Source organism: Vibrio sp. ED002, from assembly GCF_023277445.1.
Lineage (GTDB): Bacteria > Pseudomonadota > Gammaproteobacteria > Enterobacterales > Vibrionaceae > Vibrio > Vibrio jasicida.
In genome coordinates this window covers 556,825-572,352 of sequence record NZ_CP080239.1, presented here as the reverse complement: position 1 = coordinate 572,352, position 15,528 = coordinate 556,825, and the positions used below count along the sequence as shown (strand labels likewise).

Below are 15,528 nucleotides of genomic sequence, written 5' to 3'. Positions count from 1 at the left end.
CGAATCAAACCAACATCAATTAAAAGAAGTCGATTGAGTTACGGCCGCTGTTCGGATCGCGAGTCGCTTTAGGCTTATCTTCTTTTTTGCCTTTCTTAGCCGATTGAGATAAGGCTTCTTTCTGTGCTTTACGCTCTTTGTGCGCGGCTTTACGGCCTGTTGATTTCGGCCCTTTAACGTTCGCTTTGTCGTTCTTTTTCGAACGAGACTTTTCTTTGCGAGCCGCTTGTGCTTCTTTCTTCGCCTTTTTCTCTGCTTTTTCTTCAGCAGATTCAGGTTCAGTTACTGGCGCGTCACAGACAACAACATAATATTCTTGGTTGAACTCGAAAAAATCACCATCGTACATTTTGCGACGCTTGCGCGTTTCTAATTCACCATTTACCGCAACGTAACCTTCTTCGATGATGTGTTTTGCTTCACCACCGCCACTCACCAAGTTTGCGATTTTAAAAAGCTTATACAGTTCAATTGGGTGCGCGTCGACGTCGATGCCAATCGCTTCGATTTCAATTTCTTCGCCTTCTAAATACTCTTCGTTTTCGTAATCTTGGGTCATGTTCGGTACTCATTAATCTTGATGCACGGAGTTTAAACGGAATGCGTACAAATAGAAACGTGATCTTCACTCATCTCTGCTATTTGGGTATATACTCACCCAATAACTCCTTGAACGAGCGTCATTTTGTCTAAAACGAGCCAAATCACCTTCGCCACGGCGAATCTATTTAACTTTATCGCCCCACCCAATGCCTATTATGATTTCGAGAACATCTACTCGACAGAACAATGGCAAGACAAACTCGCTTGGACAAAATCACAAATCGAACAGCTCAATCCTGACATCATCGGCTTGCAAGAAGTGTTCAGCATTGAAGAAACCAAAAACTTCTTTGCTGAGATCGGTTACGAACACTTTGCCTGTGTCGATACGCCACATGTCGAAGGCGATTATATCTACTCGCGTCCTGTTGTCGCCGTCGCTTCGCGTTTTCCGATTGAACATTATGAAGCAGTTACGTTCGACAAAGAAACACTCGCTGCCTTTGGCGACCTCACCGCGCCCCCTTTCAGTCGAAAACCGGTTAGAGCGAGCATTGTGCATCCCGTTATCGGCCACATTACGGTTTATGTGACGCATTTAAAATCTCAACGCCCTGCGGACACAGAAGCCCCCGAACAGGCAAGCAGACCAATAGCCCGTTGGCTCTCAACTCAACAACGTGGCTGGGAAGCGGCAATGTTGCGTGATGCCATGCAAAAGCACTATGCGAGTAGCCCGATGCCAACGGTATTAATGGGCGACATGAACCAACCCATCACTGATGCCAGTGTGAACAAGGCGTTGGTTGAACAATATGGTGACAGCGTCACTGATTTGCGACTCAATGACGGATGGGAATTGCAAGTAACGCCCTCATTGGAGTCACGACCAGCAACGCATTATCACTTTGCGAAAGGAAACGTGTTGGATTACATACTGTTGTCGCAAGAGTTCGATTCTCATGAAGATGTATCAATCGCGGAAGTCACGAGCTACCAAGTGCACGATACGCACCTAATCAACCCGTCTTTTGAGAGAGATAAAAACGCCAGCGACCACGCATTTGTGGCGCTGACGGTAGAAATTAAGCTTTAGGGTCGGTGTGGCGCTTAACAATCTTACGCGGAATCAGCTCTACACCCGCTTTATAGCGTTTAGCTGAGGCATTAAGCGCCAACTCCATTGCGCTGTCGGCGATCAGCTCAAACTGCTGTGGAAGAGAGTTGATTTTGATTGGAAGAAAGTCGAGCAAGCGGTTATCACCAAACGTGGCCAAACGTACTTTGCCCATCAACTCTGGCTTTTCTAGCATCACGTCTAACACGCCTTCTAATAAGGTGTAAGACATGGTCACCACAGCATCCGGCAGCTTGCCCTTTGCGATCCAACCTTCTAACACCTTCTTGCCTTCTTCACGAGAGAAGTGCTGACCATAACCTACTAATGCCTCGTTACCTTTTTGCTGGCATGCAGAACGGAAACCCAGTTCACGCTCTTTAGAGACTTGCAGTTCTTCTAATGCGCCAATCAGGCCGATGGACTCAATCTCAGGCGACAATACTGATTCTGTAAGCTCAAACGCCGCATCAAAATCTTCACTGATCACACAACAAAAGTGTTCATCATCCATAGGACGGTCAAGTGCGATAACGGGCGTACCCGAGTTTTGCAGCTTAAGATAATATTCGCTGGCTGCTGGCATACTGCTCGCCACGAATAGCGCATCAATACGACGACTCACGAGCGCCTCTGCAACCTTTTGCTCCGTCTGCGGATCATCATCAGAACAGCCGATCAAAATTTGATAGCCCGCTTTACGCGAGTTCTGTTCAATCAGTTTTGCTAAACGCGCGTAACTGGTGTTCTCTAAATCTGGAATGATCAAACCGAACGAACGGGAGTTGCCCGCTCTTAAAGAAGATGCGGCGTGATCCGGTTTGTAATTGTACTGCTCAACCACCGCCATGACTTTCTTTTGAGTCTTTTCGCTGATGCGGTATTTCTGCGCTTTTCCGTTAATCACATAGCTTGCTGTGGTCTTCGAAACCCCAGCTAATTTTGCTATTTCATCCAGTGTCATATTCTAAGCCCTGTTCTGTGCGCGGGATCATATTAATACATCAACGATCCTTCGATAAGTTGAATTATATGCTGAACCGATTCAGTATAAAAGCTGAAAGGATTCAGCAAAACTTAAAAATTGACGAGAGTCACCAAAATCACGCAATACAGGCTCCCTTTGCTAGGCTTTAAAAGCATAAAGCCATGAGTGGTTAAGTTTCGATTTTAGAAACAGTTTCGCTGAGTGTTTTAAAAAATTTGACCAAAAGCTGAATCGATTCAGTTTCTTTTGTTAAGCAAAACAGATAAACGACGTTACGCAAACCAATCTCTGCGTAGCCAAGATGAATTAGAAATAGATACCTTAAGGCTGGAGAAGCACCATGCTTAAGCTAAGTAAGAACGACATTACCCTATCTCAATCCGCTACAGATAAGTTTGAAGCGATCAAAAGCATCGCGAAAAGCCTGACAGACAAAGGTCTGGTTGAACAAGGCTATGTAGAAGGCATGCTAAACCGTGAAAACCAGAACTCTACGTTTCTAGGTAACGGTATCGCGATTCCACACGGCACGACTGACACGCGCTCAATGGTGAAAACCACCGGCGTTGCTGTTCACCACTTCCCAGAAGGCGTTGAATGGGGTGATGGCAACACAGTTTACGTTGCTATTGGTATTGCTGCGAAATCAGACGAGCACTTGGGCATTCTTAAGCAGCTAACAAAGGTACTGGGTGCGGATGGCGTTGAAGAGCGTCTGCGTGATGCGAAAAACGAAGACGACATTATTGCCCTGCTTCATGGCGACGTTCAGCTAGAGGCGGATTTCGATGCTTCTCTCATTCAACTGCTATTCCCAGCAAGCGACATGATTCAAATGAGCGCGGTTGCTGGCGGCCTACTTAAAAACACAGGTTGTGCAGGTACAGAGTTCGTTGCAGACCTAGTAACAAAAACACCAACGCACCTTGGTCAAGGTCTATGGCTTGTTGGTAGTGATAGACAAGTAACTCGCACTGGTGTTTCTTTTGTATCAACAGCAAATGATTGTGAATTCGAAGGTGAGAAAGTGCGTGCTCTAGTTGCATTTGCAGCTTGCAACAACGCTCACCAATCTATCCTAAGCACGATTTCAAAGCTTGTGTTTAACAACGAACACAGCAAATTACTTGATGCTTCTGCTGAACAGATCCTTGCACTATTCAAATGCGAAGAAATGGCAACAGAAGCGGCTGAAGATGGCAACACGGCAATCTTTAAGATCAAAAACGCCCACGGCCTACACGCTCGTCCTGGCGCAATGCTAGTTGCTGAAGCGAAGAAGTTCGAATCTACCATTCGTGTGGCAAACCTAGATGGCGACGGCAAAGCAGTGAACGCGAAGAGCCTAATGAAAGTTATCGCGCTGGGTGTGAAACACGGTCACCAGCTTCAATTCTCTGCTGAAGGTCCAGATGCTGCACAAGCACTTGAGTCAATCGGCAAAGCAATCGCATCTGGTCTTGGCGAAGGTTAAGGGGCGAGAGAATGACAGCATTGAAAACAAACAAAGTCGTTACCATCACGCTTAACCCTGCCCTTGACCTAACAGGTTCGCTGGACTCAATTAAAGTGGGTTCTGTCAGCCTAGTTGAAAAGAGCAACCTACACGCCGCTGGTAAAGGCGTAAACGTAGCGAAAGTGCTTAGCGACCTAGGTGCAGACGTTACAGTGACGGGCTTTCTTGGCAAAGACAACCCAGAGCTCTTCCACCAGCTATTCAGCGATATCAAGGTTGAAAACGAATTCGTTGAAGTAGAAGGCGCAACTCGCATCAACGTGAAATTGGTTGAAGCAGATGGCCAAGTGAGCGACATCAACTTCCCTGGTGTTCAAGTCACAGCAGAAGAAATCGCGCGCTTTGAAGAAACCCTATTCCGCCTTGCAGAAACACACGATTACTTTGTATTGGCAGGCAGCCTACCGGGCGGTGTTACTGCAGAGCAATGCGCGGCATGGATTGAGAAGCTGCATCAGCAAGGCAAGAAAGTCTTGTTCGATAGCAGCAAAGCGGCACTACGTGCAGGCATCGACGCTCATCCTTGGTTGATCAAACCAAACGACGAAGAGCTAAGTGACTTTGTCGGCGAGCACCTTTCAACGCCAGAACAATGCCAAGAAGCAGCGCAAACGCTAAGCGATAAAGGCATTGAGAACATCGTAGTTTCTATGGGTGCAGACGGCGTGATGTGGCTTAACCAAGGTGAATGGTTACGTGCTCAACCACCACGAATGAATGTAGTAAGCACTGTTGGCGCTGGCGATACGCTTGTTGCTGGCTTGTGCTGGGGTCACATGCAAGTGATGCCGAAAAACGATTTACTGCGCTTCGCTACTGCGCTTTCTGCCCTAGCAGTGAGCCAAGTTGGCGTTGGCCTAACCAGTCAGGAAGAACTGGAGAACATCAAGCTCCAAACGCAAGTAACCGAGCTTTACCCTAATACGAACTTAGACAAAAACTAAGGAACAGAAGGTTATCAGTATGAATATTGCCATTATTACAGCTTGTCCAAGTGGTGTTGCGAACAGCATCATTGCGGCAGGTCTACTAGAACAAGCAGCGTCGAAGCTGGGTTGGAACGCAAAGATTGAATGCCAATCAAGCGTGGTTGAACCAACACTGCTGACAGACGCTGACATTGAACAAGCAGAAGCGATCGTAATTGCGGCTAACACTCCAGTTGATACTTCTCGTTTCGTAGGTAAAAAAGTCTACCAAGCAGATATCAGCACCGTAGCGAAAGACGCATCCGCTTTCTTACAAACTGCTGTTGAAAGTGCAGCAACGCTAGAGCAAGCAACCACAGTTGCGGCACAAGTAGCAGCACCAGCAGAAAGCGCCTCTGAAACTAAAAAGATTGTTGCTATCACTGCATGTCCAACCGGCGTTGCGCACACCTTCATGGCAGCAGAAGCGCTAGAAGAAGAAGGCAAACGTCGTGGTCACCAAATCAAAGTGGAAACACGTGGCTCAGTAGGTGCGAAAAACCAACTGACTGACCAAGAAATCGCAGACGCAGATTTGGTCATCATCGCAGCCGACATCGAAGTACCTCTTGACCGCTTTAACGGCAAGAAGATGTACCGCACTAAAACCGGTCCAGCGCTGAAGAAAACAGCGGAAGAAATGGACAAAGCGTTTGAACAAGCAAGCGTATACCAACACTCTGGTTCTTCTAGCGCATCATCAGCGACAGAAGAGAAGAAAGGCGCGTACAAACACCTAATGACAGGTGTATCTCACATGCTGCCAGTTGTGGTAGCTGGTGGTTTGATCATCGCCCTATCCTTCGTATTTGGTATAGAAGCGTTTAAAGAAGAAGGTACGCTAGCAGCAGCGCTAATGAACATTGGTGGTGGCTCTGCATTCGCCTTGATGATCCCAGTTCTTGCTGGTTACATCGCCTTCTCTATTGCTGACCGTCCGGGTCTGGCTCCAGGTCTAGTTGGCGGTATGCTTGCTAGTTCAACAGGTGCAGGTTTCCTTGGTGGTATCGCAGCAGGTTTCATCGCAGGTTACGCTGCTAAGTTCCTTGCCGACAAAGTAAGACTGCCACAATCAATGGAAGCGCTTAAACCGATCCTTATCATCCCGTTCGTGGCGACACTGTTCACGGGTCTAGTGATGATTTACATCGTGGGTGGTCCAGTATCTGGCATCATGAACGGCCTAACTGATTTCCTAAACAACATGGGTTCAGACAGTGCAGTTCTACTAGGTATTATCCTTGGCGCAATGATGTGTTTCGACTTAGGTGGTCCAGTAAACAAAGCTGCTTACGCATTCGGTGTAGGTCTATTGGCTTCGCAAACTTACGCACCAATGGCTGCAATCATGGCCGCGGGTATGGTTCCTGCACTAGGTATGGGTCTTGCGACGTTCATTGCTAAGAACAAGTTCGAGCAAAGCGAGCGTGAAGCAGGTAAAGCCTCATTCGTGCTTGGTCTGTGCTTTATCTCTGAAGGTGCAATCCCATTCGCAGCGAAAGATCCAATGCGTGTTATCCCATCATGTATGGCGGGTGGCGCACTAACTGGTGCTCTATCGATGCTGTTCGGTGCAAAACTGATGGCACCGCACGGTGGTCTTTTTGTACTGCTTATCCCTAACGCAATCTCGCCAGTACTAATGTACTTGGTTGCAATCGCAGCAGGTACAGCGGTAACAGGTTTCACTTACGCTTTCCTAAAGAACAAAGCAGAAGCGAAACAAGAAGCAGCTGCTTAATCGTGACTAACTCGCTTAGACGGTTCTAAGCAACGATTAACAATGCCTCCCTCGATTTGGCATTCGACACCTCCCTCTAGCCTCGGCATTGGGAGGTGTTTTTTATTGAGCGATAATCGGAGTCTAACGGGCGCTAAATCCGATAGCAGATAAAGTTACTCTCTTCTGTTTCGCTCTGATTGAAAAAGAACAGTTGTTCGTCCTCTACTTTGTAGATGAAGTCCGTTTTTGTGCCCACATACGAGTTCATGTCTCTTACGAAAACTTCACTCTCCGTTGGCTGTTCATTCCAACTGACTTTCTGATAATCCACCGTCAGCGCATGCCCATCCACTTGATACTTGCCGTTGTAAACCAGTTCATACTCTTTGCTTTCGCCCTTTTTCGTCAGCAGCGACCCTTTCTGGAAAATGTACATATCTCTATCCGAGCTAAACACCACGACGGAACGGTCACTGATGTTTTCATAACGTCGGTAACCTCTAGTAATAAAGTCTTCTTCAAACGTTGCACACGCCCAGCGCGAACCAGTAATTTCATCGGATTGGAAATACTTTTGGTGAACGACCACGCCCACTAGGCCAATTGCCAACGCAATATTGAGTACGAGTAGTTTGTTTATCTGCATATTGCATCCGCCCTGCTCATGCTCTCTAAGACCGTTTCTTTCAAGGTGTCGATATCGAGAGAAAATTTAATGTAGTTGACGTTCTTATTGCTGTTTTTGGCGAAAGCAAATGCACGCAAAATATGCGCTCCTTCTTGATAAGCCGATTCAGACACACGCAAATATACGATGGCCGGACACACCGGAAATACCTCATCGTTGAAGCTCTTTGCCAAAGCCGAAAGATCTAACTCGTCATGATTTTGATCGTAAAAGTAGAAGTCCGTTTCTGACACAGAAAAGTGTTGGTAATCCGAATCATCAAGAAAATCAGGATGTGGCACAAACGGACGAAAATAAAGCACAAAGACAATCGCAAAAAGCAAGAAAGCCGTCATCAGTATTGGGGTTAAGCTAAATGCCTTGTCTCGCGATTCAGCTTCTTGCTTGGGCGCTGCTTTGACTTGATGCTCAACATCATCAATTTCGAGCGTTTGGAGTTCCGGTATCTCAACTTTCTGTTTGATGGGTTTAACATCCGCATCAACTTCCAGTAAATAGCCAATTTTACTTACCGTTTTTATCTGTACACCTTGCGCCTTCAACTGAACAAGTTTCTTTCTTAAACCGGAAATGACATTGGTCAATGCTTGATCGGTAACAACTGAACCATCCCAACAGGTTTCGAACAACTCTTCGCGAGTTACATGTACGCCCTGCTTTTCAAGCATCAAGTTCAGCACTTGGTATGGAAGTGGCCTTAGAGGAACATCATTACCGTGTGAATTGGACAATGTCCTTGTCGTCGGATCGAGGACCAAATTGGCGAAATAGATTCTATGCATACAGGCTCACTGCTTTCTCAACTCCTTGAATTATAGGTCAGGTTTGCTGAACCATTCTAAAAACCAAGTCATCTTCATCACACCACAATGCAGCACTCAGTTTTTAGTAATGAAGGATTCAAACATCAATTTTTAACTCTGCATACCTTCCGAGCACACAAAAAACACACAATTGCCTAAGTCACTAAATCAATAGGAATTATTTGGTTTTTGTTTACTTTTTGTTTAGTTTTTCAGCGCCTCATTTAGATAATGAACACTGTTTTAAACACAACAATACAGACAGTAATACAGAGGTAAATAACAATGAAAAAAGCAGCCACCCTTATCGCCGTACTTGTTAGCATTCAGGCTCATGCAAATAGCTCACAGGATGTATCAGGGTTTTATCTGGGCGGGGGTATGGGTAACACCACATACAGTGATGATAGTCCGTTTACACATTTGGATGCTGATGGCACAACTTTTAAAATTATTGGCGGTTATCAATTCAATCGTATCGTCGGTATAGAAGCTCAATACACTGACTACGGTGATATCAAAGTAAAGAACACGCCTTTTGATCTCAACGTAAATAGTGCGTCTGTTGCTGCAAACATTGGCTACACATTCGACAATGGGTTACGACCATTCGCGACGCTAGGTTTGGGCTACATTTCGGTGGATGTGCCTGAATTTCTCGGTGAAGACGAAAACGAGCTGCTACTTCGCGTAGGGGCCGGTCTTGAATACTCGCCGCATCAGTTTAACAACATCACTTTCCGAGCAGCGTATGAGATGGACCACTTCAATGTCGGCTCGAAAGGCTCGAACTGGGACACCAACATTCAGGTCGGCTCTTTCTATGCGGGTGCAACTTATAAGTTTTAATAAAAAACAAACGCGGACACATAGAAAGTACAAAGGGCGAACGCTTACGATAAGCGTTCGCCCTTTCTTGTATAACGTGCCGATTTATTGCATCGGTTCAGATTCGATATCCACGTCACCGCTGTTCAAGTTCACCATCGCGTTGTAAACATTTTGCGGATCACCATGGTGTTTAAAGGTGAAGTGATACACGTTGGCCGGCGTCCAAATCTCTTTGTCATCGACGGGCATAATATCGTAACCATCTTGCTGGTATAACTCTGTCGCCATCACATACGCTGTCGCTGTCTGAACTTGAGTGCTGTGGTCGATTTTAGGTTCTACTGACGGGTTACTTGGGTAAGATTCACCGTTGTAACTCATCTGACGATAAGCACCATTACTCCACACAACAAAGTCTTGCCAACCGTTGCTGTAGCTGTCTATTAGTGCAATCGGTGTTCTTGTTACCGACATGCGGTTCAGCACTTTACCGTTATTATCGAACATATATGCCGTGCAGCCACCACTTCCGCAGAAGAAACGGTCTTGGAACAACACCAAATGTTCTGCTGTACCATCACTGTTCAAATCAGCAGATCCCGTAACATAACGAATTTTGTCCGTTTCTAAAGAAAGACCCTGTGGCATCAGAATACTTTGGTCAATCCACGTTGCGATGGTCGCTGCATCTGCACTTTTTAGCTCTACAGGAACTTGAGAATCTGTATTATCAGTAGAAATGCCGTCTGTGGAAGAACAGCCAATTAGCGTTAGTGAACCTAAAAGGAAGAGTCCATGTAATCCGCGATTGTTCATTTGCGTTCGCTCTTTTATTGATGATGTTTCTTTAGTATACGCAAGATTTATCAATCTCTTGTAAGAAAATCATAAAAATCAGTAAGGTGTACACCAAACCACCAGCCTTCCTTTTCGCCCTTATCTTTTTCTCCAGCCTCTCTTCTTCTCTCTTTTGCTTCTCACTTCTATTCTCTTTTCCCTCTCGTATCTTGACTCTCCCCGATCAAAAAAGCCCTGAGGAAAGTCCCCAGGGCTAGGCAGGAATCTGACAATAATAAAAGCCAGGAAGTCCCTTATGCAGTGGTTGGTTTGATCTTAAACAGAATTGCAAACATGACTGGTACAACAATCAGAGTCAAAACTGTAGCAAAACCAAGGCCTGCCATAATCGTAATCGCCATTGAGCCGAAGAACGCATCTGATACCAGAGGAATCATTCCCAGAATCGTCGTCAATGCCGCCATACTCACTGGACGAACACGGCTGATCGCACTGTCGACAATCGCTAAGTAAGGATCCTTACCTGATGCTAGCTCTAGGTTAATCTGGTCAAGAAGTACGATACCGTTTTTCAGAATCATACCGCTCAAGCTCAATAAGCCTAGGAACGCAGTAAAGCTAAAAGGCATGTTTGTCGTCAGAAGACCAAATGCCACACCAATGATAGACAGCGGTACAGTGAACCAAATAACCAATGGCTTCTTCAGTGAGTTAAACAGAAGCATCGTAATGATGAACATCAACAAATAACCCATTGGCAATGAGCCAAACAGACCTTCTTGTGCATCTTTCGATGATTCGTATTCGCCGCCCCACGTGATTTCATAGCCTTCAGGAAGGTGCAAAGCCATCACTTTAGGCTCAATGCGAGAGAATAAACTTGCGGGTGTATCGTCACTAAGCACATCATGGTCAGCCAATACCGTTAGAGTACGCTTACGGTCACGACGCTGAATTAACGGCTCATCCCAAGCCAGCTTCACACCATCGATCACTTGATCAACTGGGATATAAGATTGTAACGATGGACTCCAAATATTCACGTTTTGCATTGATTCGAAATCTACACGCTCTTCTTCTGGTAAACGCGTCATGATAGGTAGTGTATCTGTACCATCACGAAGGAAACCAAGCGTGCTACCCCCAAACGCCATTTGTAACGTGCTTGAAAGATCTTCTTTCGAGATGCCCAAGCGACGCGCTTTTGATTCGTTGAATACCGGTACGAGCTCTTTAGTGCGCTCACGCCAGTCGTGACGAATGTTACGAGCACCTGGGTCAGTATGAAGAATGTCTTCTACTTGCACCGCGAGATCACGAAGCACTTGTGGATCTGGGCCAGTAATACGCGCTTCAATCTTAGACGCCGGCGACGGGCCGAATTCCATCAACTTGAACTGGAACGTGGGTTTATCAAACGTCTTCGCTAGGTTGTCATCCAACTTATGCAGCAGTTCAAACATGTTCTCACGATCTGTCGTACGAACTTGGAACTGCGCGTAAGCTTCGTAGCTTTTCTCTGGTTGGTAAGTCAGAGCGAAACGCTGCAAGCCTTGACCAATCGAAGCTGAAACAAAATCGACATCATCTTGTGAACGAATGTAGCTTTCTACTTCTTCCGCTTTCTTGATGGTCTCGCGAATGTCTGTGCCTTCTGGCATCCACATATCAACGTAGAACATCGGCGTGTTTGATGGCGGGAAGAACTGTTGCTTCACACTACCAAACGCAACCACAGCACCAACGAGCAATGCCACCATACCTGCTACCGTTAACCAACGGAAACGCAACGCAAATTTAAGAGATGCACCAAACGCGACAAACAACCAACCTTTGTACGGATCTTCGTCTTCTGCTTGTGTATTTTTGTCTTCTTCTTTTAGCAGAAGGTCTGCAAGGAATGGCGTCAAACTAATCGCAGTTACCCAGCTTAGAAATAGTGAGAAACACAATACCCAGAACAGAGAGCCCATGAACTCACCAGTCGCATCTTGTGACAGACCGATAGGCGCAAACGCGGTAATAGCAATGACTGTCGCACCAAGCAGCGGCCACTGTGTTTGTTTCACAATGTCTGTTGCCGCTTGAACTTTGGTTCGCCCTTTCTTAAGGCCAACCAATATCCCCTCGACCACCACGATGGCATTATCCACCAGCATACCGAGCGCAATGATCAACGCACCAAGTGAGATACGGTGCAGCTCAATGTTGTTGTAGTTCATCAAGATGAAGGTACCGAATACCGTCAGCAACAGCACCAAACCGATGATCACGCCACTGCGTAAGCCCATAGTGAACAGCAGTACGATGATTACGATAGCAACCGCTTCTGCCAAGCTAATAACAAACGCTTTAACTGAATCGTCTACTTCTTGCGATTGGTTGTAGAAGTAGTTCATATCCAAACCAGCCGGCTTGATGGTCTCAAGATTCGCCAGTTCAGCTTCAATACGTTGACCGACTTCTACTACGTTTACGCCAGACGCAAACGAAATACCAATGTTGATTGCTTTCTTACCGTTATACAGCAGCACATTGCCCGGCTTTTCTTGAATGCCACGGCTGATGGTTGCTACGTCTTTCAAGCGAATCAGATTACCGGTGTCACGACCGTGAATGATCAGGTTTTCTAGTGCTTCTACGGTGTTTAATGTACCGCTTGGGCGAATAATAAGGCTCTCGCCGTTTACCATCACCTCGCCCGCAGAAACCACATTGTTCTGTTGGTTCAGCAAGCCAGAAATCACGTTCATGTCGAGGTTCAGAGCTGCCAAGCGATCCAATGAAATCTCAACAAACAGCATTTCTTGTTGGTCGCCTGCAATGTCGACTTTACCCACGCCATCGATCAACTCGAGTTCACGCGTGAGCTGGTCTGCGTAACGTTTCAGTTCTACGTAATCGTAGTCGTCACCCGTTAACATCAGCATTACGCCGTACACGTCACCAAAGTCATCAATGATTTGCAGAGATTGAACGCCTTGCGGCAAAGTTGGTTGCAGATCGTTGATTTTACGGCGCATTTCATCCCAGATTTGCGGCAATTCATCCGGACCGTAGTCCATCTTCATGCTCACCATAATCTGTGACATACCACTTGAGGACGTCGACGTAATCTTATCGATATAAGGCAGCTTACGAATCTCTTTCTCAAGCGGATACGTCAGCTCTTCTTCTACTTCTTTAGAAGTCGCGCCGGGATAAGTCGCCACCACCATCGCATCTTTGATAGTAAATGCCGGATCTTCCAATCGGCCCAACTCTAGGAATGACATTACCCCGCCAACCGCGAGAATAACGATGAACAGCCAGCTGATGACTTTGTTCTTAATTGAGTATTCAGCAATGCTCATTATTGTTGTTTCTCCACCACATCCACTGACTTACCTTCGCGTAACTTACGTAAGCTGGAATTCACTAATACATCGCCTTGTGCAACGCCTGATGACACAATCGCGCCTTCACCGTTGATTTGATCAATCGTCACCGCCACTTTTGTGACCGCGTCACTGTTTAATTTCCACACAAAGAACTCACCATCCTTGTTACCCGCTTGAAGCGCAGTCATTGGAATGTTGTAGCCATCAATCGACGTTATACCCGCTGCCACCATGTCTACTGCAACGCTTACACTAGTACCCGGCAGAATCTCTTCCTCAGGTTGTGGCATGGTTAAATACATTTGGTATGTTTGTGTCTGCGCGTTTGGCTCACTGGTGTGCTCCAAGTAATCCAACGCATAAGATTTCACGTCACCCGAGAACGTTGCTTGAGGTTGGTAGCTCATGCTTTGTGTATTTGGGTTTACCATCGCAAGCACGTTGTCTGACAGCTCGATACGAACGTACACTTTGTCGCTTTGGTACAGGTTGAGAACCGGCTCACCAATCGCAACACGCTCAAAACGCTCTTTGAATACATCCGAAACCTTGCCCGCAAACGGGGCAAATAAACGTGTGTAGTTCAGTTGGTTTGTCGCGTTGTAGAAGTTTGCTTCCGCCAGCTCTTTATTTGCCGTTAGCTCATCCAACTCCGCTTTAGAAATCATTTGGCGGTGATGCAGTTCTTCACCACGTTTAAGCTGACGAATCGCAAGCGTGTATTGTGCTTCTGCATCGTTTACCGCTTGCTTCTCTTTGCTGTCGTCTAGCTTGGCGATCATCTGGCCTTCTTTAACCGTGTCACCCGCTTTAACGAGCACATGCTGAACTTCGCCTGCACGACGGAATGCAATTGGCGTTTGTTCCGCAGGCACGACTTGCCCTTTAAATGTGCGGTATTGGCTTTTTACTGGAACATCAACAGCAACCGTAGAAACATACAAAGGCTGCTCTGCGGTGACTTCGTCTGTGCTGTTACAACCGGTTAGTACGGCCAATGCGATAGCCGATACTGTGAATAATGAACGTTTCATTAGATACCTTCCTCACGAACCCAAGCTTTCACCACTTGGCCTTCTACTAGGCGTTCAACACCTGCAATAACAACGTAATCATTCTTGTCCAGACCCGACTCCACAGCACCATTCGCACTTAGTGACAAGGTCACTTTATTGACTTGCTGTGTATCGCTGTCCATTACCCAAACTTCACCATGAGCGGCGTCTTTCGACACCCAAGCCGCATTTGGCAGCATCATCGCGTTCGATACGTTTTGCTTCGCAATGTGTACTTGGCCTGTCATGCCCGTTAGCAAGTTGCGATCAGAAGGACGAGTAATCGTCACGATCGCTTCGTAGCTGTTGGTGTCAGCATTGGGTTGGGTAGATATTTCTTTGAATTGGCCCTGGATGCGGTTGTTTGGTTCGCTGTCCATCGTCACCCACATCTCTGCGTCTTTAAGTGAGTTCAATGACACCGCTTCGGCGTAAGTCACAGGCAAAGTAAACGACACATCCAAAGTGGTGTTGTCGATTAGGTTTAGGATTTCTTGCTTAGCAGCAACCACTTGGTATGGCTTCACGTAGGTATAAGACACCACACCATCAAACGGCGCGTGAATCTCTGTGTAGCTCAAATCGGTTTTCGCTTGCTCTAAGTTTGCCAGTGCCGCTTTGTATTGCGTTTCTTGTTGGTCGTAACTGTCTGTACTGATCAGCTTCTTGTTGTACAAACTTTTCGAGCGTTCCCATTGGGTTTTCGCTAATGCGTACTGCGCTTGTGATGCATCAAGAGCTAACTGCAAGTCTTTTGGGTCTAGCGTTGCAAGTACATCGCCCTGCTTCACCTCTTCACCCATTCTCACGATCAACTTCTCAATTTCGCCACCTACCTGAAATGAAAGTTGGGCTCTGTACGTTGCATCTATTCGTGCAAGGAATGCATCGGAATCGGCAACAGTCAGATCATTAACAGCAAGTAATTTTACAGGTTTGACTAATGGCTCAGACGGTTCTGATACGGCTTTGTTACACCCTGTCAGCATCGTGGCGAGGCTCAATGCCACCGCTGCTCCGACAAATGTGCGCTTTAAGTATTGTTTTCGCACTGGCTTTCTCCATCGACTTTATATTTACTACACAGGTGTGCAGTATATGTGTAACGAAAAAATGAT

13 protein-coding genes are annotated in these 15,528 nt (G+C 46.3%); 5 read left to right on the top strand and 8 right to left on the bottom strand.

Features of this window, described 5'->3' with window-relative positions; genetic code table 11:
- Positions 1 to 19: 19 nt before the first annotated feature.
- The gene (locus ITG12_RS19360; protein WP_038870841.1) at positions 20 to 559 is read right to left on the bottom strand and encodes an RNA-binding S4 domain-containing protein; all 540 of its coding nucleotides are present in this window, start codon (positions 557 to 559) and stop codon (positions 20 to 22) included.
- Between the two features lie 126 nt (positions 560 to 685).
- Here ITG12_RS19360 and ITG12_RS19355 point away from each other — a divergent pair, with 126 nt between their 5' ends.
- Positions 686 to 1,639, top strand: a complete 954-nt coding sequence (locus ITG12_RS19355) for an endonuclease/exonuclease/phosphatase family protein (protein ID WP_248874769.1) — start codon at positions 686 to 688, stop codon at positions 1,637 to 1,639.
- On the opposite strand, the gene cra is transcribed toward ITG12_RS19355, so the two are convergent.
- Positions 1,629 to 2,624, bottom strand: coding sequence for a catabolite repressor/activator (gene cra / locus ITG12_RS19350; RefSeq protein WP_248874767.1), 996 nt, complete (start codon positions 2,622 to 2,624; stop codon positions 1,629 to 1,631). The two genes, ITG12_RS19355 and cra, sit on opposite strands and share 11 nt — an antisense overlap.
- Positions 2,625 to 2,988: 364 nt before the next feature.
- Here cra and fruB point away from each other — a divergent pair, with 364 nt between their 5' ends.
- From fruB to fruA, 3 genes are read left to right on the top strand one after another with little or no spacing between them, the layout of a single operon-like run.
- A complete protein-coding gene (fruB, locus tag ITG12_RS19345; RefSeq protein WP_248874765.1) occupies positions 2,989 to 4,122 on the top strand; it encodes a fused PTS fructose transporter subunit IIA/HPr protein in 1,134 nt (377 codons plus the stop codon).
- An 11-nt stretch (positions 4,123 to 4,133) separates the two neighbouring features.
- The gene (gene pfkB, locus ITG12_RS19340) at positions 4,134 to 5,108 is read left to right on the top strand and encodes a 1-phosphofructokinase (protein ID WP_248874763.1); all 975 of its coding nucleotides are present in this window, start codon (positions 4,134 to 4,136) and stop codon (positions 5,106 to 5,108) included.
- Positions 5,109 to 5,127: 19 nt separating this feature from the next.
- Positions 5,128 to 6,873 carry a PTS fructose transporter subunit IIBC gene (gene fruA / locus ITG12_RS19335; protein WP_248874761.1) on the top strand — a complete coding sequence of 582 codons (1,746 nt, stop codon included), beginning with the start codon at positions 5,128 to 5,130 and terminating at the stop codon, positions 6,871 to 6,873.
- 133 nt (positions 6,874 to 7,006) lie between these two features.
- Here the strand turns inward: fruA and ITG12_RS19330 are convergent, their stop codons facing one another.
- Positions 7,007 to 7,501 carry a hypothetical protein gene (locus ITG12_RS19330; RefSeq protein ID WP_045477917.1) on the bottom strand — a complete coding sequence of 165 codons (495 nt, stop codon included), beginning with the start codon at positions 7,499 to 7,501 and terminating at the stop codon, positions 7,007 to 7,009.
- Positions 7,492 to 8,325 (bottom strand): winged helix-turn-helix domain-containing protein, encoded by an 834-nt coding sequence (locus ITG12_RS19325; RefSeq protein WP_283102947.1) that lies wholly within the window; start codon positions 8,323 to 8,325, stop codon positions 7,492 to 7,494. Before ITG12_RS19325 ends, ITG12_RS19330 begins: the two co-directional genes overlap by 10 nt.
- A 306-nt stretch (positions 8,326 to 8,631) precedes the next feature.
- Here ITG12_RS19325 and ITG12_RS19320 point away from each other — a divergent pair, with 306 nt between their 5' ends.
- Complete coding sequence (locus tag ITG12_RS19320; RefSeq protein WP_248874759.1) at positions 8,632 to 9,195, top strand: porin family protein; 564 nt, start codon at positions 8,632 to 8,634, stop codon at positions 9,193 to 9,195.
- An 84-nt stretch (positions 9,196 to 9,279) separates the two neighbouring features.
- Here the strand turns inward: ITG12_RS19320 and ITG12_RS19315 are convergent, their stop codons facing one another.
- From ITG12_RS19315 to ITG12_RS19300, 4 genes are all read right to left on the bottom strand, one after another.
- Positions 9,280 to 9,993 (bottom strand): hypothetical protein, encoded by a 714-nt coding sequence (locus ITG12_RS19315; RefSeq protein ID WP_248874757.1) that lies wholly within the window; start codon positions 9,991 to 9,993, stop codon positions 9,280 to 9,282.
- Positions 9,994 to 10,268: 275 nt separating this feature from the next.
- Positions 10,269 to 13,328 carry an efflux RND transporter permease subunit gene (locus ITG12_RS19310; protein ID WP_248874755.1) on the bottom strand — a complete coding sequence of 1,020 codons (3,060 nt, stop codon included), beginning with the start codon at positions 13,326 to 13,328 and terminating at the stop codon, positions 10,269 to 10,271.
- On the bottom strand, positions 13,328 to 14,389 hold the full coding sequence (locus ITG12_RS19305; protein ID WP_248874753.1) for an efflux RND transporter periplasmic adaptor subunit: 1,062 nt from the start codon (positions 14,387 to 14,389) through the stop codon (positions 13,328 to 13,330). Before ITG12_RS19305 ends, ITG12_RS19310 begins: the two co-directional genes overlap by 1 nt.
- Positions 14,389 to 15,462: an efflux RND transporter periplasmic adaptor subunit gene (locus ITG12_RS19300; RefSeq protein WP_038877982.1), complete on the bottom strand. Its 1,074-nt coding sequence runs from the start codon at positions 15,460 to 15,462 to the stop codon at positions 14,389 to 14,391. The genes ITG12_RS19305 and ITG12_RS19300 overlap by 1 nt, the downstream gene beginning before the upstream one ends.
- Positions 15,463 to 15,528 lie beyond the last annotated feature (66 nt).